21 protein-coding genes are annotated in these 21,183 nt (G+C 39.6%); 10 read left to right on the top strand and 11 right to left on the bottom strand.

What is annotated here, in order from left to right:
• The first annotated feature begins 117 nt into the window (after positions 1-117).
• Positions 118-1,275 (top strand): FAD-dependent urate hydroxylase HpxO, encoded by a 1,158-nt coding sequence (gene hpxO, locus J582_RS14670; RefSeq protein ID WP_031983392.1) that lies wholly within the window; start codon positions 118-120, stop codon positions 1,273-1,275.
• Positions 1,276-1,330: 55 nt separating this feature from the next.
• Here hpxO and J582_RS14665 read toward each other — a convergent pair whose 3' ends face one another.
• The 5 genes from J582_RS14665 to puuE all read right to left on the bottom strand — a co-directional run bounded on the left by J582_RS14665 (position 1,331) and on the right by puuE (position 5,458).
• The gene (locus J582_RS14665; protein WP_002053945.1) at positions 1,331-2,056 is read right to left on the bottom strand and encodes an outer membrane protein OmpK; all 726 of its coding nucleotides are present in this window, start codon (positions 2,054-2,056) and stop codon (positions 1,331-1,333) included.
• 121 nt (positions 2,057-2,177) lie between these two features.
• Positions 2,178-3,545 carry a nucleobase:cation symporter-2 family protein gene (locus tag J582_RS14660; RefSeq protein WP_004711456.1) on the bottom strand — a complete coding sequence of 456 codons (1,368 nt, stop codon included), beginning with the start codon at positions 3,543-3,545 and terminating at the stop codon, positions 2,178-2,180.
• 24 nt (positions 3,546-3,569) lie between these two features.
• Entirely contained in the window at positions 3,570-3,893 is a 324-nt protein-coding gene (gene uraH, locus J582_RS14655) for a hydroxyisourate hydrolase (protein WP_031983391.1), read from the bottom strand.
• A complete protein-coding gene (gene uraD, locus J582_RS14650; RefSeq protein WP_006582453.1) occupies positions 3,890-4,393 on the bottom strand; it encodes a 2-oxo-4-hydroxy-4-carboxy-5-ureidoimidazoline decarboxylase in 504 nt (167 codons plus the stop codon). The genes uraH and uraD overlap by 4 nt, the downstream gene beginning before the upstream one ends.
• Before the next feature lie 99 nt (positions 4,394-4,492).
• A complete protein-coding gene (puuE, locus tag J582_RS14645; protein WP_031983388.1) occupies positions 4,493-5,458 on the bottom strand; it encodes an allantoinase PuuE in 966 nt (321 codons plus the stop codon).
• 252 nt (positions 5,459-5,710) lie between these two features.
• Here puuE and J582_RS14640 point away from each other — a divergent pair, with 252 nt between their 5' ends.
• From J582_RS14640 to dsbD, 4 genes are all read left to right on the top strand, one after another.
• The gene (locus J582_RS14640) at positions 5,711-6,061 is read left to right on the top strand and encodes an HPF/RaiA family ribosome-associated protein (RefSeq protein WP_002053923.1); all 351 of its coding nucleotides are present in this window, start codon (positions 5,711-5,713) and stop codon (positions 6,059-6,061) included.
• Between the two features lie 158 nt (positions 6,062-6,219).
• Complete coding sequence (locus J582_RS14635) at positions 6,220-6,765, top strand: ankyrin repeat domain-containing protein (RefSeq protein WP_004711466.1); 546 nt, start codon at positions 6,220-6,222, stop codon at positions 6,763-6,765.
• 12 nt (positions 6,766-6,777) lie between these two features.
• Positions 6,778-7,545 carry a transporter gene (locus J582_RS14630; RefSeq protein ID WP_002053755.1) on the top strand — a complete coding sequence of 256 codons (768 nt, stop codon included), beginning with the start codon at positions 6,778-6,780 and terminating at the stop codon, positions 7,543-7,545.
• An 18-nt stretch (positions 7,546-7,563) separates the two neighbouring features.
• Positions 7,564-9,372 (top strand): protein-disulfide reductase DsbD, encoded by a 1,809-nt coding sequence (gene dsbD, locus J582_RS14625; protein ID WP_032048151.1) that lies wholly within the window; start codon positions 7,564-7,566, stop codon positions 9,370-9,372.
• On the opposite strand, the gene J582_RS14620 is transcribed toward dsbD, so the two are convergent.
• The gene (locus J582_RS14620) at positions 9,373-10,566 is read right to left on the bottom strand and encodes a GGDEF domain-containing protein (protein ID WP_031983385.1); all 1,194 of its coding nucleotides are present in this window, start codon (positions 10,564-10,566) and stop codon (positions 9,373-9,375) included.
• A 178-nt stretch (positions 10,567-10,744) separates the two neighbouring features.
• A complete protein-coding gene (locus J582_RS14615) occupies positions 10,745-11,656 on the bottom strand; it encodes an alpha/beta hydrolase (RefSeq protein WP_002053915.1) in 912 nt (303 codons plus the stop codon).
• Between the two features lie 149 nt (positions 11,657-11,805).
• Here J582_RS14615 and J582_RS14610 point away from each other — a divergent pair, with 149 nt between their 5' ends.
• Positions 11,806-12,243: a DUF2147 domain-containing protein gene (locus J582_RS14610; protein WP_002053814.1), complete on the top strand. Its 438-nt coding sequence runs from the start codon at positions 11,806-11,808 to the stop codon at positions 12,241-12,243.
• Between the two features lie 38 nt (positions 12,244-12,281).
• On the opposite strand, the gene J582_RS14605 is transcribed toward J582_RS14610, so the two are convergent.
• Together J582_RS14605 and J582_RS14600 are read right to left on the bottom strand one after the other, a co-directional pair.
• Positions 12,282-12,632, bottom strand: coding sequence for an arsenate reductase (locus J582_RS14605; protein ID WP_031983384.1), 351 nt, complete (start codon positions 12,630-12,632; stop codon positions 12,282-12,284).
• 456 nt (positions 12,633-13,088) lie between these two features.
• The gene (locus tag J582_RS14600; RefSeq protein ID WP_006582457.1) at positions 13,089-13,913 is read right to left on the bottom strand and encodes an exodeoxyribonuclease III; all 825 of its coding nucleotides are present in this window, start codon (positions 13,911-13,913) and stop codon (positions 13,089-13,091) included.
• A 38-nt stretch (positions 13,914-13,951) separates the two neighbouring features.
• On the opposite strand from J582_RS14600, the gene pyrE reads away from it, so the two are divergent.
• Entirely contained in the window at positions 13,952-14,602 is a 651-nt protein-coding gene (gene pyrE, locus J582_RS14595) for an orotate phosphoribosyltransferase (RefSeq protein WP_031983382.1), read from the top strand.
• Between the two features lie 48 nt (positions 14,603-14,650).
• On the opposite strand, the gene J582_RS14590 is transcribed toward pyrE, so the two are convergent.
• On the bottom strand, positions 14,651-16,843 hold the full coding sequence (locus J582_RS14590; protein ID WP_031983381.1) for a TonB-dependent receptor: 2,193 nt from the start codon (positions 16,841-16,843) through the stop codon (positions 14,651-14,653).
• Between the two features lie 226 nt (positions 16,844-17,069).
• Complete coding sequence (locus tag J582_RS14585; protein ID WP_031982276.1) at positions 17,070-17,282, bottom strand: DUF1737 domain-containing protein; 213 nt, start codon at positions 17,280-17,282, stop codon at positions 17,070-17,072.
• A 161-nt stretch (positions 17,283-17,443) separates the two neighbouring features.
• On the opposite strand from J582_RS14585, the gene gshB reads away from it, so the two are divergent.
• From gshB to murC, 3 genes are all read left to right on the top strand, one after another.
• Positions 17,444-18,391: a glutathione synthase gene (gene gshB, locus J582_RS14580; protein ID WP_006582461.1), complete on the top strand. Its 948-nt coding sequence runs from the start codon at positions 17,444-17,446 to the stop codon at positions 18,389-18,391.
• Positions 18,392-18,625: 234 nt separating this feature from the next.
• Complete coding sequence (gene murG / locus J582_RS14575) at positions 18,626-19,723, top strand: undecaprenyldiphospho-muramoylpentapeptide beta-N-acetylglucosaminyltransferase (protein ID WP_000132437.1); 1,098 nt, start codon at positions 18,626-18,628, stop codon at positions 19,721-19,723.
• An 11-nt stretch (positions 19,724-19,734) separates the two neighbouring features.
• Positions 19,735-21,183: a UDP-N-acetylmuramate--L-alanine ligase gene (gene murC / locus J582_RS14570; RefSeq protein ID WP_004884918.1), complete on the top strand. Its 1,449-nt coding sequence runs from the start codon at positions 19,735-19,737 to the stop codon at positions 21,181-21,183.

Here is a 21,183-nt window from a genome sequence, read left to right as displayed (position 1 = left end):
ATACTTAAATATATAAGCATGGTGCATGCCAGTTTGGTGGAAAAGCTCAATAAATTTTGAACGATGGCATGTTTTTAGCATAAGCACCCTATAGGTGAATATCTATAGGAGCGTGTTATGAATGTGGTGATTATTGGTGCGGGAATGGGAGGTCTAACCACAGGCATTGCATTAAAGAAATTTGGTCACCAAGTTCGTATTTTTGAGCAAACTGAAAAGATTCTTCCGGTCGGCGCTGCAATTTCGCTGTGGTCGAATGGTGTGAAATGTCTAAATTATCTGGGATTAACCGAGAAAATCGCCAAACTTGGTGGGCAAATGGATGACTTGGCCTATGTAGATGGTTTAACTGGAGACGTGATGACACAATTCAGTTTACGGCCATTAATTGAAGAAGTGGGACAACGCCCTTATCCAGTCGCACGTGCCGATTTACAAAATATGCTGATGGATGAGTTTGGTCGAGATCAGATTTATTTAGGCAAAAAAATGGTAAGCCTTGAGGATAAAGCTGATTATGTCGAAGTGCATTTTGCAGATGGTAGTTCAACACAAGCCGACTTACTGATTGGGGCTGATGGTACGCATTCAATGACTCGTGCCTATGTCTTAGGTCAGCAGGTACAGCGCCGTTATGCAGGTTATGTGAACTGGAATGGTCTGGTTGAAATATCCGAAGATTTAGCGCCAGCTCAGCAATGGACGACTTATGTAGGAGAGGGTAAACGTGCATCTCTGATGCCAGTTGCGGATGGACGTTTTTATTTCTTTTTAGATGTACCTTTGCCAGCAGGCTTAGAGAATAATCGGGATGAATATAAAAAACTTTTAAAACAATATTTTGCTGATTGGTGCCAGCCTGTACAGCAGCTCATTGAACGCTTAGACCCGCAAAAGACCAATCGGGTAGAAATACATGATATTGAACCGTTTACCCAATTTTATAAAGGTCGCGTGGTGATTTTAGGTGATGCCGCTCATAGCACCACACCTGATATTGGGCAAGGTGGCTGCCAAGCCATGGAAGATGCGATTTATTTAGCGCGCTCTTTGCAAATTAATACTTTGGGACTAGAAGATGCTTTACGCCGCTATCAAAACAAACGTAATGAACGTGCCAATGAATTGGTGCTTCGTGCACGCAAACGTTGTGATGTAACCCATATGAAAGATGAAACTGTTACCCAAGCTTGGTATGCAGAATTACGCCGTGAACAAGGCGGACATATTATACAGGGTATTATTAGTAATATTGTCGGTAATCCACTCGACTAAAACAAAAACAGCAAGGAATTTTTCCTTGCTGTTTTATGATTCTAAATAAAAAATTTTAGAAGTGGTATTTAACCAAAGCACTGACGTTATTTTCGTCTCGGCCTTGTAGACCAAATTTATTATTCCACACAGAGTGCTCAATACCAAGGTACAGGCGTGTGTCAGGAGAAATGTGTTTACCTACATTCCATTTCCATTGAGTTGTCCAGTTCAGCTCACTGGCATGGTCACCTTCAGCAGTTGACCAATCTAGGAAACCATCAACCAAAAATTCTTCAGATGCAATATTAAATGGAATTCCATAGACGAATGTCATTTGATAATCGTCATCAGTTTTCTCGTTGTTTGCACGGTAGAAGTTTAAATTCGCATATTTAAAATATGGAATATCTAAATCAACAGCAAAACCATATAAGAAGTTATCGAAATTGTTGCCGTTTTCGCTATTACTTTCCCAAGTGGTACTAATGAGCACATCTTTAATTGGGCCATAAGCCAATTTTTTGCCAGATATTTCACCTAAGCTTAAACGTGGTGATAACTCAAAATATGTACTTTTATGATCATCTTCACCGCGCATACGGTCCATGAAGAAGAACACATCAGCATATTTAACTTTTGCTGCATATTCCAAAGTGATGGTGGTTTCTTTTGCGTCTACAACTTCATAGTTTTCACCATAAAGACCAGTCACGCTAAAATCTTGCCAAATTGGTTTTGCCTGAACCATGGCTGTTGCAGATAACAAGGCACAAGTAGCCGCAAGTTGCTTTAATTGCATTTAAATGATCTCCCCCCAAATAAAGCACGCTAAGGATACAGGGTCTTAAGCAAAAATGAAGCCAAATTTGATCAACGGTTAAAAAAAAGCCCACCGAAGTGGGGCGCTAAAAACGAATTCATTAATGTGTATTTCGTGTATTTATGGTTTGGCTCAATTGAGGGGCAGATGAGCTACGAAATGAAGGTAAATGATTAAATAACAAATTCAATAAGATAGCAAAGATACAAGTTGAACTAATACCCGAATGGAACAAAGTTTGTACCCAAACTGGAAAGTGAGCATAGAATTCATGGTTAATAATAGGAATCATCCCTGCTGATAAAGCAGTCGCGACAATAATCAAATTTTTCTGATCGTTATAATTAATTTTTGCCAAAGTACGGATTCCGCTCGCTGCAACTGATCCAAACAAGACCAGACCTGCACCACCAAGTACAGGCATAGGAATTGCTGCAATAAGGCGACCCATAACAGGTAATAGACCTAAAATGATGAGAATGACACCGCCTGCTGCCACGACAAAGCGGCTTTTGATACCTGTAATTGCCACCAGTCCAACATTTTGGGCAAAAGCACTTTGCATGAATGAACCAAAAATAGGTGCAATAGCGCTTGAAAACATATCTGCACGTACACCGTTGGCGATGCGTTTTGAATCGACTTCAGTTCCTACAATGTCTCCGACCGCAATAATGTCAGCAGTGGTTTCTGTCATAATTACTAAGGTAACAATCAGCATCGATAAGATCGCACTGAGCTCAAAAGTCGGTAAACCAAATGCAAATAGATGAGGGAATTGCAGCCATGCACCTGAGCTCACGTGACTAAAATCACCAAAACCCATGAAGTAGGCCAATATACTACCAGCCATGATCGCCAATAATATGGATAAGCGACGAATACCGGCTTGAGGTAGCATATTCAGAATAATCACAATACCTAAGGTCAGTAGTGCCAAAGAAATATTTTCTACACTTCCCCAGTTGGGTGCTTTCTCGTTACCACCCATCATCCAACGAATTGCAACAGGTAATAGAGATAGCCCAATAATCGTGATGACGCATCCGGTTACAACAGGTGGGAAAAAACGAATGATTTTTGAAAAGTAGGGCGCAAGGCAAAGCCCAACTAGAGAGGCTACAATGACTGCCCCGTAAACTGCAGGTAGACCACCGCCTGTGGTGATAATGGCAACCATGGTCGCCACACCTGCAAAAGACACCCCCTGAACTAAAGGTAGTTTTGCGCCTAGATATTTTGTTCCCATGGTTTGTATGAGAGTTGCCAATCCGCCTACAAATAGCGCTGCTGCAATGAGCATTCCGACTTGTGCCGAGCTTAAACCAGCTGCCATTCCAATAATAAGTGGCGGTGCTACAATGCCGCCATACATGGTGAGTACATGCTGTAAGCCATAAGCAAAACTTTTCGAAATTCCTAAATACTCATGCTCTGGAGAAATCGCATTCTTTTGTCGATGATTCATATTTTTCTCCTATTTATATTTGAATTAGCTGCCGCGATAAGTGGAGTAGGCGAAGGGGCTGATTAGTAATGGAATGTGATAATGCTGATTGATGTCTTCTATAAAAAATTGAATACAAACACGCGGGAAAAAAGTTTTGACTTCTTGCGAGGCAAAATAAGGGGCAACTTCAAATTCAAGTTGATAAGCACCTTCACTCAAGTCGTTTATTTCAAAATCACTCACTCGCCCATCTTGATTAGTGGTTGCGGTCGCAATTAGTTCGTGAGTTGCTGCATGAAACAATTTCACTTCGACCTGTGCAGCCGGTTTACCTAAATTCGTATCTAAAATATGAGTGCTGATCATGTTTGTACTTCCTGTGATAGACGTAATAGAGCAATTGCTGCGAGTTGCTCATGTACAATGACTTTTTCTATAGCTAAGTTGTTTTGAAGACGTTGATGGAGTTTTTTTAAAATATCTTCGCTACTGAGGCCGGCTGCTTTAATTAAAAAAATAAAACCAAACTTCTGTTCATACTCAAGATTACCTTGCAGCAGAGCTTGTTGTGTTTGCTCATCCAACGAGATACCAGCTTGTTCTTTAACTGAAAAATCTTGCTCTTTTGCATTGAGTTGTTTTTTTGCCTGTCGTTCCCCAATTTTTGGATGGGTTGCTAAAGCGGCCTGAATTTCTTGCCATGACCATGTGTGGCTTAATTGTTCTGCATACCCTAAAAGAACTGATGTTGAAGAGTAGGGACGTTCTGAAATAATTTTTTCGGCCCAAGCAGGAATATGGACGCAGTTGTTTAACAGAGTCTTGAGTTGCTCGGATGGGGCTTGATTAAACTCGGCTAAAAACACTGTTATTCCTAAACTCGTTATCATGATATAGAGTTTTAGCAATAACAGTGCCAAGAGTGGTTAATCTTTCTCTAATGAATTTGGAAAATTAATAACCAACTAACGAGTTATGTGATTTTTAAACCAATATTTTGCAATATCCTGACGACGACACACCCAGACACGATCGTGCATTTGAATATAGTCGAGGAATCTTTGTAAGGCTTTAAAGCGACCCGGACGCCCTAAAATACGGCAGTGCATTCCAATAGACATCATTTTTGGTGCAGTTTCTCCTTCTGCATACAGCACATCAAAACTATCTTTTAAATATTGGAAAAACTGCTCTGAGCTATTAAATCCGCCCGGTGAGCAGAATTTCATGTCGTTACATTCGAGCGTATAAGGAATAATGAGATGAGGACGTGATGCACCAGCCGTATCGGTCAGTGTGGTCCAAAAAGGCAGGTCATCACCATAATAATCAGAGTCGTATTGTATTTGTGGAAACTCTGCGAGTAAATGACGGGTATTAGGACTATCACGTCCAGTATACCAACCTATAGTCTTATTTCCAAACAAGTTTTCTAAAACTGATAAGGCTTGTTCCATGTGCTGTTTTTCGACTTCAATGTCGGTATCTTGATAGTGAAGCCAGCGGTAGCCATGAGAAACGACATCATAATCAGCTTCTTTAATTGCTTCGACAATATAAGGGTTACGGGCCAGCGCCATGGCAACGCCGAAGATAGTCATTGGAAGCTTGCGCCGTTGGAACTCACTATGGATGCGCCAAAAACCAGCACGTGAACCATATTCGTACATAGAGTCCATCGACATATGCTTAGCTGGATAGCTTGCAGCACCGATAATTTCTGATAAAAAATGCTCCGAACCTGCGTCGCCGTGTTCAATATGCTTTTCGCCACCTTCTTCATAATTCAACACAAATTGCACGGCAATCTTAGCATTGTTGGGCCATTTCACCTCTGGAGGCTGTCCGTGATAACCGATTAAATCACGTGAATAAGGAGACTTTTGAATCTGCTCAATGAGTTCTGCTCCAGATAGATAAGATTCGGTCACAATTGCTCTCCGTTTGTTCAATTTTTCATAAAAATTTAAAAAATCAGCTTGCATATTTTTATAGATGGACTGATATTGAAGGTATGAAGATCTTCAAAATAAATTAAAAGCAGTACGTTTAAGTCAGGAGATAACAAACCATTACACCATCAAAATGTACAATTAAAGTCAGTTCATGCATGCTTAAAACATGCCAACATAAAAAAGTTTTGCATAGAAAAGATCCACAGTAAGAAAGAGAGGATGGTATTTATGAATATTGAAATCCGCACAGATAAAAACATCCATAATAGTGAACGTTTAATTACTTATGTACGTGCAGAACTTACTCAAGAATTCCAACGTCATAGCGAACGTATTACACATTTCTCGGTTCATTTTAGTGATGAAAATGGGGACAAAGGTGGCGATAAAGATATCCACTGTATGATCGAAGCACGTCCTGCTGGCTTGAAACCAGTGGCAGTGCACCATAAAGCAGGAAATATTGATGCCTCAATTCACGGTGCGATTGAAAAACTAAAACGTAGCCTTGAACATACTTTTGAGAAAAAGGAACACCCGAGAGGTGGTCAGCCAGAATTCATTGATGATGAAGTTTAAAAATTGCTAAAAAGCCCTTCGGGGCTTTTTTTATGAAAAATAAAAAAGACGGATAAAAACTCTTCACAACTTTTGGTTTGCAATGCAATAGCATTGACCTCTAAAATCTTCATCAGAGATTAGGCATAATAGCCCTAATATATTTTTGAGAGATGGTCATGTTAACCACCCAGCAGCAGGCTTTAATTAAAGCCATAGAAGAATTAGAACTTACGCAAGTACAAAAATTACTTGCTGAGGGGCTTGATCCGAATTTCATTGATCCGGAACAAGGGCCACCTGTATCAATTATTTGTGATGGAATTTTTAAATGGTGGGAAGATGTTTCGGAAGCGTATGAAGCAGGCACTCCCTTATCAAAAGAAGAAAAAGATCAAGCATTACAAGTTTATCTCGATATCCTTGAAGCCTTAATTCAGGCAAAGGCAAATGTTCATCTTTGGGATGCAGAAGAATTTTATGGTCCACTATGGGATGCAGCAAGTTCGGCATGCGCACCAGCGGTTCAACGTTTACTTGATGAAAAAGTTGATCCAAACACACGTGATGAAGAAGGACTCACCATTTTATCTTCAATCAGTCAGTTGTTCTTTGATTGTGATTTTGATGAAATAGATTGGTCAGAAGCGCTTCAAGAAGAGCGTGAAACACTAGAGTTATTGCGCCATCATGGAGCAAAAATGTCAAAAGAACTAACTACTTGATTGGAATATAGAATGAGAACATTTCAAATTTTAACTTTTGCTCTGACCACTGTTGCCGCAGGAAGTAGTTTTGCCGCAGAGTTCTCGTTTGACCGTCCAGGTTCGGGCTTCGGGACAGGTATCACTCCAGTGGGGCAGTTAGCTTGGGAACAAGGTTTGCCAAGTGCAACTTATACAGAAGCAACTGTTGATGGCGTGAAAGAAAAAACCGTAACTGTACATGGCGATATGTTATTCCGTACAGGTTTGGCGAAAGACTTAGAATTACAATTGGGTTGGCAAGGTCCAGGTTGGACTCAAACCAAGCGCGCTGGTAAAAAGACAGATACCTCTGGTTTAGGTGATGTAAGCATCGGCTTAAAAAAAGCGATTGATTTAAATGATGAAAATTTAACAATGGCTGTCTTGGCTCAAGCGCTTATTGCAACGGGTAATGATGAGTTTACTGAACATGACGATATTTATAGTTTAAGTTCAGCAGTGGCTTATCAGTATAATGATTTAATCAATACTGCAATTACGATGCGTTACGAAGTGCAAAACAGCAACTGGGCTGTAACAGCCATTCCAACAATCAATTATAAAATTGCTGGCAAACTTTCTGGCTATTCTGAATTTGTTTACCGTAAAGCTGAAAGCCAAGACTACCAATATGGTTTAGGTACAGGCTTAGTGTATGCAGTTAATAAACGTACTCAACTTGATGCAAGTGTAGGTGTCGATTTAGAGGGTCAAGATAAAGGCTACCATGGTGGCTTGGGCATGGCATTCTTATTTTGATAAAACCAACTTGAATTGATGTTAATGAAAAAGCTTATTTCTCAGGGAATTATTTATTTTCTAGCAGCTGCTAGTTTTGTATTGAGCCAGTTTGTTTTTGCAGAAGATAAGCTACTTTCACCCGAACAGGCTTTTTCATTTTCGGTTGAATCGCCACAATCGCATACCGCAAAGTTATCGTGGCAGATTCAGCCAAATTATTATTTGTATCAGCATAAATTTACTGTCCAGCAGGGTAATCAACCTTTAGCTTTAAATTTGCCTAAAGCCGTTTCTCAATATGATGAGAACTATGGGCAAAGTCAGGTTTATTACCATCAAGTCAACTTCCAGATTAAGACTAAACCTTCAGAGCACTACACTGTAACTTGGCAAGGCTGTGCCAAAGACCGTATTTGTTATCCACCACAAACTATTGAGTTTCAAACCGATGCAGATGGTCTGGTTGGTGTACAAAATCAAGCAGGAACAGCACAGAAACGCTTATTAGATTTGGCAAATAAACCAGTATCTCAAGAACCTTTAGAAGATCCGACAAGTTCAGAAAATAAAGCTGAAGCGGCTGCTCCCCAAATTGCACAAGACCAGATTTGGTCAGCTAAATTAATTGAACACTCACTTTGGTATGGTGTTTTATTGTTTTTAGGTTTAGGCATGCTGCTTGCATTTACGCCATGTTCTTTACCAATGTTGCCAATTTTAACCTCATTGATTATTCGAGAACATAAGGGTTTAAAGGCTTGGACCATTGCGCTTACCTTTGTGTGTAGTATGGCATTGGTTTATGCAGGTCTAGGTTTAATTGCTTCTTCAGCAGGGTTAAATTTCCAACGCTGGTTACAACAGCCTGCTACGCTTATCGCGTTTAGTTTACTGTTTGTAGTTTTTGCGCTGAATCTATTTGGACTGTTTGAGCTTCGTTTACCGCAAACGTGGTTAAATCGGCTTGATCGTATTCAGTCTATGCAACAAGGTGGTACTTTGGTTGGTGCCGGGGTCATGGGCGTAGTTTCTGCGCTCTTGGTTGGTCCATGTATGACTGCACCTTTAGCTGGAACCTTATTATTTATTTCTCAAACCCAGAACCAATGGCAAGGTGCTTTGCTTTTATTCTGTCTAGGTTTTGGGATGGGAATTCCTTTACTCATTGCCAGTGTTTTAGGTGCAAAGTTCTTACCTAAAGCAGGTGACTGGATGCATCAGATTAAAGTAATTTTTGCTTTTCTGATGTTAGGATTAAGTCTTTATTTTATTCGCCCTTTATTGCCAGATTGGGGCATGCAAGTGCTTAGTTTATTGTTAGGGCTGGCTTTTATTATTTATGCGCTGTATCAGTTCTTTTGGAAAAAAGGGCAGTTACAGTGGCTATATGCCTTACTACTTTTATTGGTAACACCATTTGTTGCTTATAACCAGTATCAGCATTTTCAAAATCGAAGTTTGCAAAGTTCTGACCATATGACTGAATGGCATGTTGCAACTACAGCCGCAGACTTTCAGAAAATTTTAGCAGCAGCGCCTGCTGATCGGGCTATTGTCGTTGATGTCTATGCAGACTGGTGTGTGGCTTGTCAGCCTATTGAACATCGTATTTTAAAAGCACCAGAAGTTCAGTCAGCTCTTGCGCCTTACTATCTCATTAAGCTTGATTTAAGCCATTATGATCAGTCACATGAAGCTCTACTCAAGCAGTGGAATATTCTTGGGCCACCAACGTATCTCTTTTTAAATAAGCAACAACAAGAAATTCGTTCTTTGCGTTTAACAGGTGCCTTTAGTCAGCAAGAGCTTTTGCAACAGCTTGCAAGCTTATCGAAAGCTAAATAGTCAAATTGATTTTATATGTGGTATTTGTTGAAAAGTGCGGACTTGATTACGCCCTGAAGCTTTTACCGCATAAAGTGCCTCATCGGCCTGTCGAATCACAAAGTAGGGATCGTTTGCAAAAGCAGAGCTGCTAATTCCAAAGCTTGCACTCACATGAATCTGAATATTCTGATTATTGAAAATAGATAACCCTTGTAAGGCAAGTCGGCAACGTTCCGCAATTTTTTCCGCTTGAATAATGTCGGTATGAGGGAGTAATAAAATAAATTCTTCTCCACCAAATCGACCAATGATGTCTTCATTACGTAAATTTTCAGAAAGACATTGAGCAATTTTAATCAGGACCTGATCGCCCTGATGATGTCCATATACATCATTAATTTTTTTAAAATGGTCTATGTCGAGAAGGACTAAAGCATAATCGAATTGTTGTTCGTGCAGTGTTTCAAGATGCGCATTTAAACTGCGTCTATTTAATACATTAGTTAATGGGTCGATCTGGCTTAAGCGTTGAATATAAGTTTCTCTTTGGCGCCATTGAGTTAGTAGAATTTCAAATAAAATAAAGCACGCCACTAAAATCGGCATAATAAAAAACAGCATACTCCCTAACCAAAATGGATTGGTTTGAGCATGTCGGATAGCCGTGAAGTTAAATAGTGGAGCGTAGGGTATAACCCCATTCATACTTAAATAAGTACACACGGCTAAAATAATTGTTGCTGGTATAAAAGCGCTATAAACAATTTTTCTTTCAAATAAAACTAAACCTACGCCAATCGTACCTACATAACCGACCATTGTGGCTGGGCTGATACTTCCTATTAAATAACCATCGTGACACAGCATGAGCATAAAGGCTTGCACGCTAATAAGAGGAACAATTTTTTGAGCCCAGTCTTGGTCTTTATAGCGGTAACACGGAATAATCAGCAAGGCTAATAAAAATAAGGTCAATAAGTTGAGCCAGAGCTGTGATTCGACTAAAGGTAAATTTGACCATTGCCAGACACTAGGCGTTATTAAGATATAGCCTTTCCATAAAATCCAACTGAAATTCATTGCACAGGCGAGGGTCAGCATCAGTGCACTTTTTTGTAACGGGGTCCAATTAATAATATGATTGTTATGGATGAATTCGAGAATCACCTGTTTTATTTTATTTATAGGATGAGTGATTAAACGAATTTTCATAATAATAAAGGAACTCCTAAATAGTGATATCTCTTCTTCAGATCATCCTAAAATGGGGGAGTTTGAATGATTCATAACCTAAACATACCATGATTCACTCATTAAACCTTAAGATTAAAGTTTTTATAAATAAGATGAAGTGAGAGGTATTTCAAGCTCATCACTTCATTCATTTTAATTAAGTTTTATCAAGTTCATGAGCAAATTCGGCAATATCTGCCATCGCATGTTTTGCTTCGTCGAACCAAGCATTAAACATCTGGAAGTTATGCCACATGCCTGTATAAAGTTTAAAATGTACTTTGACACCTGCTTCTTCAGCTTTTTCTCTAAAGCGTTTTGCATCGTCTAATAAAATTTCTTTAGAACCCACCTGTACTAAAGTCGGTGGCAAACCTTCTAAGTTATCAAAAATAGGCGAAACACGTGGGTCATCTGCTGCAATATGGTTGCCAATATAATGTTGAATACCTATTTGCAGGGCTTCAAGAGAAAGCAATGCATCATGTTTTTGGTTAAATCTTAAAGATTCACTGGTTAAGGTCAAATCTAAGAAAGGTGACAATAAAATTAGACCGCTTGGCATGAGTTCGGGTTGTTCTTTTAAACGCAAGCAAAGTGCCAAAGCTAAATTAGCCCCGCATGAATCGCCCGATAAAATAATATCTTTGGGCTGAATACCTTGAACTAATAATGATTGATATACGTCATATAATGCTTCAATCGCTTCAGGATATGGATGTTCCGGAGCAAGTGGATAGTCCACATGAATGATTTGCATTTGGGTGCGGGCAGCTAAATCCGTCATAAATGCATGATGGGTTTTTACACTACCCAGAAAAAAAGCGCCGCCGTGAATATGAAAAATAAGCTGGGTTGCTGAATCCTGAGCTTTAATTTCCTCACCTTTTACACCAGCAAGCCGAATCGGACGAACAGTTACATTTTTTTGTTTTGGAAATGCTCGGCAAAGTTGTTCAAGCATAGGGCGTAAAGCAGTTGGAGGTAAATTCAACTGACTTGGTTTGCGAATTGCTGTTTTAAGAAATGTTTCTGTTAAATAATATTTTAAAACGTTTGGTATATTCATATAGTATCCGCTTATGTTAATAACTTGTTTCCCTATAAATTTTATTTTTCAAGGTTACAAGGTTACACGAAACAGTCACATTCAAAAATTGCAATATCGTTGCGAGTTTTGAATACTGAAGTCTTGAAAGACCCAAGGATATTACAAAAATGAAAAAGATTGCTTTAGCTTTAGGACTTGTTGGTATGGCTGCATTTGCCAATGCGGCTGACCCACTAAACGGAACGGTATGGAAAACGATTGATGACCAAACCAATAAGCCCAAAGCCGTAGTAAAGTTTACGGAACAGAAGGATGGAACCTTAACTGCAACCATTCAAAGCATTTTGACACCAGGTGAAGAAAACTCTTGTACAAAATGTGAAGGTCCGTATAAAAACAAACCGCTTAAAGGTGTGACCATTGTACATAATCTAAAAAATGTAGGTGGTACCAGTTATGAAAACGGTACAATTTTAGACCCTAAATCTGGCAAAACTTACAAATTAAAAGGTGAGTTGGCTGAGGGTGGTAAAAAGCTTAAATTACGCGGCTATATTGGTGTTTCAGCATTGGGCCGTAACCAAACGTGGATTCGTGCCAACTAAATCTGTGAATAAAAAAACGAGCCATTTGGCTCGTTTTTTTATTCATTTAAGTTTTGATAGGCAGTTTCATCAAAACCGACCAGAAAACCTTTAGAGGTCTGTAGAACTGGACGCTTGATTAAGCTTGGCTGAGCAATTAGCGCTTCAATAAGATGATCTTCGCTACTTAAAGCACGAGTTTGTTCATCTTCAGATAGTTTTTTCCACGTAGTACCTTTCTTGTTGAGAACGGTATCTTGTCCAATTTCTTTTAACCAGATTTTCAAGGTATCGGCATCAATTCCTTGTTTTTTATAATCGTGAAATTCGTAACTCAAACCTTTTGCTTGTAAGGCATCAAATGCTTTTTTCATTGAATTACAGTTTTTAATACCATAAATTTTTAACATTTTATCGGACCATGTCAAAAAGAAAGAACACACAGCCTAACCCAAAATGCATTTGGGCACTACTTTATACCGATACTTTTAAAACAAATGAAAAATAATGATTAAAACAATAAAGAATGTCATGTTATTGTCATAAGACAAGGTAATAATGAACTCAATAAGAAGAATCTAGAAAACTAAAAGAACTTAGCGCAAAAAATAAGAGATAGAAAAGAGAAAACCCGCATTTAATCATCCTGATCATGCGGGTCTCATTTCAACGTCCATTGTCACATCCTTGCAAATAAACTTATCTTAAGTTTATTTTATCTTCCTACGGCGTCCTATCCTTTTGCGTCATCCTGACTGCTTCCCTGTGCCGTGGGGCTATAATGCCGTTAAACGTGTGTAAGAAAAATACTCAAAAACGACATGTGTTGTAAGCAAAAACGACAATGTAAGTGAACACTTGTTCACTTAATCTTGAATTTTATAGTCGATAATAACTGGAGCATGATCGCTAAACCATTGATCTTTATAAACCCATGCATTTACTGTGCGTGCTTTCCAGTCTGGTGAACATGCTTGGTAGTCAATACGCCACCCTACGTTTTTCGCACGAGCTTGTCCGCGATTTGACCACCATGAGTACAATTCGGCTTCTGTTCTTACCACACGAAAGGTGTCTACATAGCCAAGTTCATCATAAATGTGGTCAAGCCAAGCACGCTCATGTGGTAAACAGCCAGATGATTTCTGATTGCCCGACCAGTTTTTAATATCAATCCGTTTATGAACGATGTTGTAATCGCCACAAATAATGATGGACTTATTCTCATCACGCCATTGTTTCAAGATTTTGGCATATTCACCTAAAAATAAATCTTTACGTGCTTGCGCTTCTTCACCACTTGAGCCTGAAGGTAAGTATAATGATGCAATATGTACGGGATGTGACAAACCTAAATCGAATTCGGCAGAAATGAAGCGGCCTTGACTATCGGCCAATTCAAACCCTAAACCATCTTTAATAGAGACAAAGGGTAAGCGGCTATAAATTGCAGTACCTGCATAGCCTGCACGCTCTGCTGGAAAGAGATGGGTATGCCATCCCTCGGGTCTAAACTTTTCAGTCCATTGTTCATGGGTAATGCGGCTTTCCTGCATGCATACGACATCGGCATCGGATTGTTCTAACCATTCAAGTAAGCCTTTCGTCACTGAAGAACGTAAGCCATTTACGTTAATGGAAACGACTCGAAGAATTTTTACATCACTTGGATACTGATCCTTTGGTATCATGCGAAAATTTAACCTCAATTGTGAATTTGGAGCACCTCATGACAACGCCTGTGTCATTTCACCCGCAAGCATTTATCGAACTCGCATTATCACGCGGTGTGCTTAAATTTGGTGAGTTTACTTTAAAATCTGGACGCGTGAGTCCTTATTTTTTTAATGCAGGCCTACTCAACGATGGTGAAGCTTTATCTCTTTTAGCGCAAGGCTACGCTGATAAATTAACACAATGCGAAAATGTTGATGTGATTTTTGGCCCAGCTTACAAAGGTATTCCATTTGTAGCTGCGACTGCTGTTGCTTTGTCGCAAACACATAACAAGAGCGTGCCATGGGGTTTTAACCGTAAAGAAGCGAAAGATCATGGCGAAGGTGGTGTTTTAGTTGGTGCTGCGGTTGAAGGTAAAAAAGTCTGGATTATTGATGACGTGATTACCGCAGGTACAGCGATTCGCGAAGTGGTAACGATTTTGAAAAATGCCGGTGCAACTATTGCGGGTGTTTTGGTTGCGCTAGATCGTCAGGAGCGTGGCCAAGGTGAACTTTCTGCAATTCAAGAAGTTCAAAAAGAATTAGAAATTCCTGTACACGCACTGATTACCATGAAAGATTTAATGGATTATTTAGAAGCGAAAGGCGAAACAGAAGCGCTAGCTAATATGCAAGCTTATCGCGAAAAATACGGTATCTAAAAACAAAAAGCATACCCCTAAATAGGGGTATGCTTTTTTAATACTTATTTAAAACTGATAATTTAAACGCAATAACACATTACGTGGTGTGCCTGGCATGCTGTCTGAACGCCAGTACTCTTTATTGGTTAGGTTATTTACCGCAAGTGTGACATTCCACGGGTCGGCACTATAGCCAATTGCTGCATCGACACGATTGAAGCCTTCCATTTTTACTTGATTATTAATATTTGGATAATAAGAACCGACATAGGTCACGCCCACTTCGGTATACCACTGCTCGGTTGGTAAATAACGAACAAATAAATTACCTGTGTTCTTAGATGTGTTTGCTAAATAGTTGCCTTCACGTTCAGGATTTTGCTTGTCTTCTTTTACTTTTGCATCTGTGTAGCCATACCCACCGCGAACAAAGACATTGTCAAGTACACGCCCAATAAAGCTAAATTCGAGACCACGAGATTGATGCTGTCCTGCAGTTGCCCATACATCTGGCTCACTGTCTGGGTTTGGTTTATAGCGAATATTATTTTTACGAATATCAAAGACAGAAAATTGAGTATTTAACCGATTATCTAACCATTCACTTTTTACACCCACTTCGTATTGCTCGTTATATTGAGGCTCTTTATCCATTTTTGTGACATCGGTGCTCCCAGTAACTTGGTTAACACCCATTTGTCCGCCAAATGGTGCAAAACTCTTAGAGTAAGACGTATAAAAGCTATGTTCTGGAACGGGTTGCCAGACTAAACCCACATTTGGACTAAAACTGCTGTCTTTTACATTACGATGATCATTATTAAGTTTATTAGTAGTTGAAAAGTCAAAGTAATCATAACGTAGGCCCATCATGAGTTTAAGTTGGTCATTTAGACCAATTAAATCCTGAACAAATACACCATAAGTGGTACCTTCATTGTAGTTATGTTGGCTAATTAAAAGAGGGCCATTGCCACGACTATATTCACGTTCACCAGTGAGCGGATTAACGTAACCATAAATGGCTGAACCGTTTTGAGTCTTATTGGCTAGACGTGGTTCTCGTTGCTCATAGGTCCAGTCTGTACCGACCATAATTTGGTGCTCAAGCGAGCCTGTTTTGAATTTGCCCTTAATATCAAAGGTATTGGTTGTGGTCTTATTGCTAGTTTGTTGCCAATAGTAAATTTGATTGATATAGCCTTTTTTTGTTGTACAGGTTTTGCCTTTTAAATCTTTGCCATCTAACCCACAATAAGTCCCAAAATAAAAGTGGTCAAAGTTCTGTTCTGCTTGACGGTAACTCGCTGCCCAGTGGAAGTTCCAGTCAGGTGCATATTCATAATTTACATCGGTGCGGACCACTTGCAAAATATCATCAACATAATCGCCATCTTGGGCAAATCCTGTTTTGATGGATGTACCTGCAGGTAGATTTTCACGCGTTGGCCCACGGTCAGGAACTCGACCTAATTTGTCATAGGTATATTGTGTGGTCCAAGTGAGTGTTCCATCGTCATTTTTATAGGTAAAGCTTGGAGAGAGCATCTCAATTTTATTTTTAATACCTGAGCGGAAGCTGCCTGCCTCGCCATATTCTCCAGTCAAACGTACTGCTAAATTGTCGTTAAGTACTTGGTTGATGTCAGCTGTTGTTCCGTAATTATCGTATGAACCCGCATATGCGCCAACTGAACTTTTAGAGTCAAAATTGGCAAACTTACTCACCATATTTACAACCCCACCACCAGCGCTACGACCATACAAAACCGAAGCAGGGCCTTTTAAAATTTCAATACGTTCGATATTGGCTGTACTGCGGCGTACTTGTCCACTTTCACGTATACCATCGCGGTAAATATCGCCTGTGTCTGCACCAAAACCACGAATCGTGATCCCATCGCCGCGCATATCGTAACTGGTTGATACGCCTGGTGTACCTTGCAGCATGACGCTTAAGTCATTTGATCCATAAATTTTATATTTTTGAACATCAATAGTATCAATAGTTTGCGGAATATCTTTTTTGTCTAAACCATTACGTGTGACATTGGCTTTGTCATAGTCGATATAACTTTTGATGGGATCGAGTTCACTCATCGCTTCAATTTTTATAGTTGGCATGACTGCTGCAACTTTTGAAGATGAGTCCGCTAATTCCTCTGCGTAGGCACCTTGAATATTCAAGATCATTAAACTGAGTAGGCTAAGTGGGAACGAACTTTTAATTTGGGGAGATGATATAGAAATTTTTAACATAAAAATAAAGTCAATTAACAAAAATAAAAGTATAAATGATAATTATAATCATTTAATTGTTTAGAATAAAAGAACTATTGCTTATAAAATTATCGTGATAGATTTTTAATTGTTGATTTTAAAAAAATAATTTATGTGATGAATAATTGCTTGATTGAAATGATTAGTTTTATTTATTAATAGAGGTTTGAAGAGGGTGCTTCATTATTAAAAAACACCCTTAGAGTTAAGCATTGTTTTTGAGCACATCTACAATATCCATTTCTGGATCATAGTTTTCATCAATCATTTTGCAAATTGCTTGGCCCACTATCACTTGAGTGCCATTAAAGGTCATGGTGGGTGCTTCATATAATTCCCAGCCATGATTGAGCGCTTTAGTCACTCGTGCGCAAAAAGCAGAGTCATCAGGGCCTGTTAAATAGCGATAAAGTTTCATCTTTAGCCTTTAAAAAATAATATTTTATGACCTTAGTTTAACTGAATTTATCTGAATTCAAGATAAAGAAATAACCGATAAGGTTTTACTAAAATTAAGAAAAACGAGTGAAAAATCTCAGCTATACTCATGCTAATTTAAATTTTAAGAAGAGCTTGAGCATGCGTGTACTTGTCGTCATGGATCCGATTGAAACCGTAAATCTGAAAAAGGATTCAACCATGGCAATGTTGTGGGCGGCGAGCCGTCGTGGACATGAATTAGGTTATGCATTACAGCAAGATTTATATATCGATCAAGGTAAAGCCTACGGTCTAATCTCTCCGTTAAAAGTTTTCGAAGATTACAATCATTATTATGAGTTAGGTGAAAAGAAAAAAGAATCAATCGCGGCTTATGATGTTGTACTCATGCGTAAAGATCCGCCTTTTGACATGAACTTTGTCTACACGACTTATGTGCTTGAGCAAGCTGAGCGTGAAGGCGCATGGATTATTAACAAGCCTCAATCACTGCGTGATTGCAATGAAAAACTTTTTGCTACGCAGTTTCCAGAGCTACAAGTGCCTACACTTGTGACATCACAGCAGAGCCTGATTCGTGAATTTATTAAAGAACATGGCGATGTGATTGTTAAGCCACTTGACGGTATGGGCGGGATGGGTATTTTCCGTTTATACCAAGACGGTGTAAATATTGGTTCTACATTGGAAATGTTGACAGAATTAGGCACTCGTCCAATTATGGCTCAGCGTTATATTCCTGAAATTGTAGAAGGGGATAAACGAATTCTAATGGTGAATGGTGAACCTGTTCCGTACTGTCTAGCTCGTATTCCACAAAATGGTGAAGTGCGTGGTAATTTGGCAGCTGGTGGTTTAGGTCAAGCGCGTCCACTTACTGAAAATGACAAACTCATTGCAGCGAAAATCGGGCCTTTCTTACGTGAAAAAGGATTGGTATTTGTTGGGCTTGATGTGATTGGTAATTATGTGACTGAAATTAATGTGACTAGCCCAACCTGTATTCGTGAAATTGATGCTCAATTTGGTACATCAATTGCCGATGATCTATTTGACGTATTAGAAGCGGGTCGTCCTGCTCAATAATCCAGTTTGAGTGATTTCCTAAGCGTATGCTGGGAAATCACCTAAAAATATATCAATTAATAAAACCACAATATGAAATACGCTAGCGCTTTGTAGGCATATTTTCAAAAAAGCACATCTTTCTGTTATAAACGAGTGAAATTCGCTTTTCGTTAATGAAGCTTTAGGATTAAAATAAACGGCTACAAAAATAGATGACAATTTCCATTGTTTTTTGAGTTGAAGAATTAGACCGTGACAGATTCACAGCAAAGCAAACCTAAACATGTCATGATGATGGCTGCCGGTACTGGTGGACATGTTTTTCCAGCCCTCGCCGTAGCCAAACAACTTCAACAGCAAGGTTGTCAAGTTTCATGGTTAGCCACGCCAACAGGTATGGAAAATCGGTTATTAAAAGATCAAAATATTCCAATATATCAAATTGATATTCAAGGTGTACGTGGCAACGGGGTCATCCGTAAACTTGCTGCGCCTTTTAAAATTTTAAAAGCAACTTTTAGCGCAATGCGCTATATGAAACAGCTTAAAGTTGACGCGGTAGCTGGCTTTGGTGGCTATGTTGCAGGCCCTGGTGGCTTGGCGGCGCGCTTATTAGGTATTCCTGTTCTCATTCATGAGCAAAATGCGGTTGCTGGTTTTACCAATGCACAGTTATCACGCGTGGCTAAAGTGGTGTGTGAAGCATTTCCAAATACTTTTCCTGCTAGCGAAAAAGTGGTAACGACTGGAAATCCGGTACGTCGTGAGATCACTGATATCTTAAGCCCAAAGTGGCGTTACGATGAGCGTGAGCAAGCGGGGAAACCCTTAAATATTTTAATTGTAGGCGGTTCTTTAGGTGCAAAAGCACTCAATGAACGTTTACCTCCGGCATTAAAACAACTTCAAGTGCCACTGAATATTTTCCATCAATGTGGTCAGCAACAGGTTGAGGCAACTCAAGCTTTGTACGCAGATGCGCCAGCAAATTTAACTGTACAGGTTTTGCCTTTTATTGAAGATATGGCAAAAGCCTATAGCGAAGCAGACCTGATTATTTGCCGTGCGGGCGCTTTAACTGTGACAGAAGTTGCTACCGCTGGAGTTGCAGCAGTTTTTGTGCCGCTTCCAATCGCGGTAGATGACCACCAAACTGCAAATGCCAAATTTCTGGCCGATGTCGGAGCTGCAAAAATTTGCCAGCAATCGACTATGACACCAGAAGTTTTAAATCAATTGTTTACCACGTTGATGAACCGCCAATTGCTTACAGAAATGGCAGTGAAAGCGCGTCAACATGCCCAACCAAATGCAACTCAGCATGTGGTTGATCTTATTCAAAAAATGTAATCGGATTTACTATGTCTCCAACAACAGCTGCAAACCAAGCAAAAAAATTGATTAAAGTGCCTGAAATGCGCCGTATCAAACATATTCATTTTGTGGGTATTGGCGGTGCAGGTATGTGTGGTATTGCTGAGGTGTTAGCTAACCAAGGATATAAAATTTCCGGTTCAGATATTAAAGCTTCAAAAACCACGCAACAATTAGAAGAAAATGGCATTAAGGTCTATATTGGACACGAAGCAGAAAATATTAAAAACGCTAATGTGCTTGTTGTGTCAACGGCTATTGATCCAGAAAACCCGGAAGTGAAAGCCGCAATTGAGCAACGTACCCCAATCGTACGCCGCGCAGAGATGCTAGGTGAGCTTATGCGTTACCGTCATGGTATTGCTGTAGCTGGTACACATGGTAAAACGACAACCACAAGTCTTTTAACGACCATGTTGGCTGAAGAAAACCTTGATCCAACTTATGTGATCGGTGGTTTGCTTAATAGTACAGGCGTAAATGCTGCATTAGGTGAAAGCCGTTTTATCGTAGCTGAAGCCGATGAATCAGATGCATCTTTCCTTTATTTGCAGCCAATGGCAGCGATTGTGACCAACATCGATGCTGACCATATGGACACTTATGAAGGCAGTTTTGATAAATTAAAAGATACTTTCGTACAGTTCCTTCATAACTTGCCATTCTATGGCTTAGCTGTAGTTTGTGGTGATGACGCAAATATTCGTGAGATTTTGCCGCGTGTAGGTCGTCCAGTTATTACTTATGGTTTTAACGAAGATAATGACATCCGTGCAATTGATGTAGAACAAGATGGCATGCGTTCGCACTTCACGGTATTGCGTAAAGGCCGTGAGCCGTTGCGTTTAACCATTAATCAGCCTGGTTTACATAATGTTTTAAATGCGTTGGCTGCGATTGGTGTTGCAACTGATGAAGGTGTTTCTGATGAAGCAATTAGTCGTGCATTAAAAGGCTTTAGTGGTGTTGGACGTCGCTTCCAAGTACAAGGTGAATTTGAGCTTGGTGAAGGTAATGTGAAATTAGTCGATGACTATGGACATCACCCTAAAGAAGTGGAAGCTACGATTAAAGCTGCTCGTCAAAGTCATCCTGACCGTCGTTTAGTGATGCTTTTCCAACCACATCGTTACTCTCGTACTCGTGATTGTTTTGATGACTTTATTGAAGTTTTATCTCAAGTCGACCAATTATTATTACTAGAAGTTTATCCGGCTGGAGAAAAACCAATTGTTGGCGCAGATAGCCGTACTTTGGCGCGTAGTATTCGTTTGCGTGGTCAGGTTGAGCCGATTTTAATTGATCCGGTTGAAGGTAATTTGCAAAACATCATGCAAAATGTGTTACAACCAAATGACTTGTTATTAACGCAAGGTGCAGGTAACGTTGGAGCAATTTCAGTAGAACTTGCACAGCACCATTTGTATGTGAAATAA

This window comes from Acinetobacter sp. 1566109 (genome assembly GCF_000582255.1).
In the GTDB taxonomy this organism is placed as follows: domain Bacteria; phylum Pseudomonadota; class Gammaproteobacteria; order Pseudomonadales; family Moraxellaceae; genus Acinetobacter; species Acinetobacter nosocomialis.
This window is presented reverse-complemented; position numbering and strand designations above follow the sequence as displayed.

Excerpts from the sequence above, each read along its gene's own strand:
- hpxO (WP_031983392.1), top strand. The coding sequence starts at position 118 with ATGAATGTGGTGATTATTGGTGCGGGAATGGGAGGTCTAACCACAGGC.
- J582_RS14665 (WP_002053945.1), bottom strand. The coding sequence starts at position 2,056 with ATGCAATTAAAGCAACTTGCGGCTACTTGTGCCTTGTTATCTGCAACA.
- J582_RS14660 (WP_004711456.1), bottom strand. The coding sequence starts at position 3,545 with ATGAATCATCGACAAAAGAATGCGATTTCTCCAGAGCATGAGTATTTA.
- uraH (WP_031983391.1), bottom strand. The coding sequence starts at position 3,893 with ATGATCAGCACTCATATTTTAGATACGAATTTAGGTAAACCGGCTGCA.
- J582_RS14640 (WP_002053923.1), top strand. The coding sequence starts at position 5,711 with ATGAATATTGAAATCCGCACAGATAAAAACATCCATAATAGTGAACGT.
- J582_RS14635 (WP_004711466.1), top strand. The coding sequence starts at position 6,220 with ATGTTAACCACCCAGCAGCAGGCTTTAATTAAAGCCATAGAAGAATTA.
- J582_RS14630 (WP_002053755.1), top strand. The coding sequence starts at position 6,778 with ATGAGAACATTTCAAATTTTAACTTTTGCTCTGACCACTGTTGCCGCA.
- dsbD (WP_032048151.1), top strand. The coding sequence starts at position 7,564 with ATGTTAATGAAAAAGCTTATTTCTCAGGGAATTATTTATTTTCTAGCA.
- J582_RS14620 (WP_031983385.1), bottom strand. The coding sequence starts at position 10,566 with ATGAAAATTCGTTTAATCACTCATCCTATAAATAAAATAAAACAGGTG.
- J582_RS14615 (WP_002053915.1), bottom strand. The coding sequence starts at position 11,656 with ATGAATATACCAAACGTTTTAAAATATTATTTAACAGAAACATTTCTT.
- J582_RS14610 (WP_002053814.1), top strand. The coding sequence starts at position 11,806 with ATGAAAAAGATTGCTTTAGCTTTAGGACTTGTTGGTATGGCTGCATTT.
- J582_RS14605 (WP_031983384.1), bottom strand. The coding sequence starts at position 12,632 with ATGTTAAAAATTTATGGTATTAAAAACTGTAATTCAATGAAAAAAGCA.
- J582_RS14600 (WP_006582457.1), bottom strand. The coding sequence starts at position 13,913 with ATGATACCAAAGGATCAGTATCCAAGTGATGTAAAAATTCTTCGAGTC.
- pyrE (WP_031983382.1), top strand. The coding sequence starts at position 13,952 with ATGACAACGCCTGTGTCATTTCACCCGCAAGCATTTATCGAACTCGCA.
- J582_RS14590 (WP_031983381.1), bottom strand. The coding sequence starts at position 16,843 with ATGTTAAAAATTTCTATATCATCTCCCCAAATTAAAAGTTCGTTCCCA.
- J582_RS14585 (WP_031982276.1), bottom strand. The coding sequence starts at position 17,282 with ATGAAACTTTATCGCTATTTAACAGGCCCTGATGACTCTGCTTTTTGC.
- gshB (WP_006582461.1), top strand. The coding sequence starts at position 17,444 with ATGCGTGTACTTGTCGTCATGGATCCGATTGAAACCGTAAATCTGAAA.
- murC (WP_004884918.1), top strand. The coding sequence starts at position 19,735 with ATGTCTCCAACAACAGCTGCAAACCAAGCAAAAAAATTGATTAAAGTG.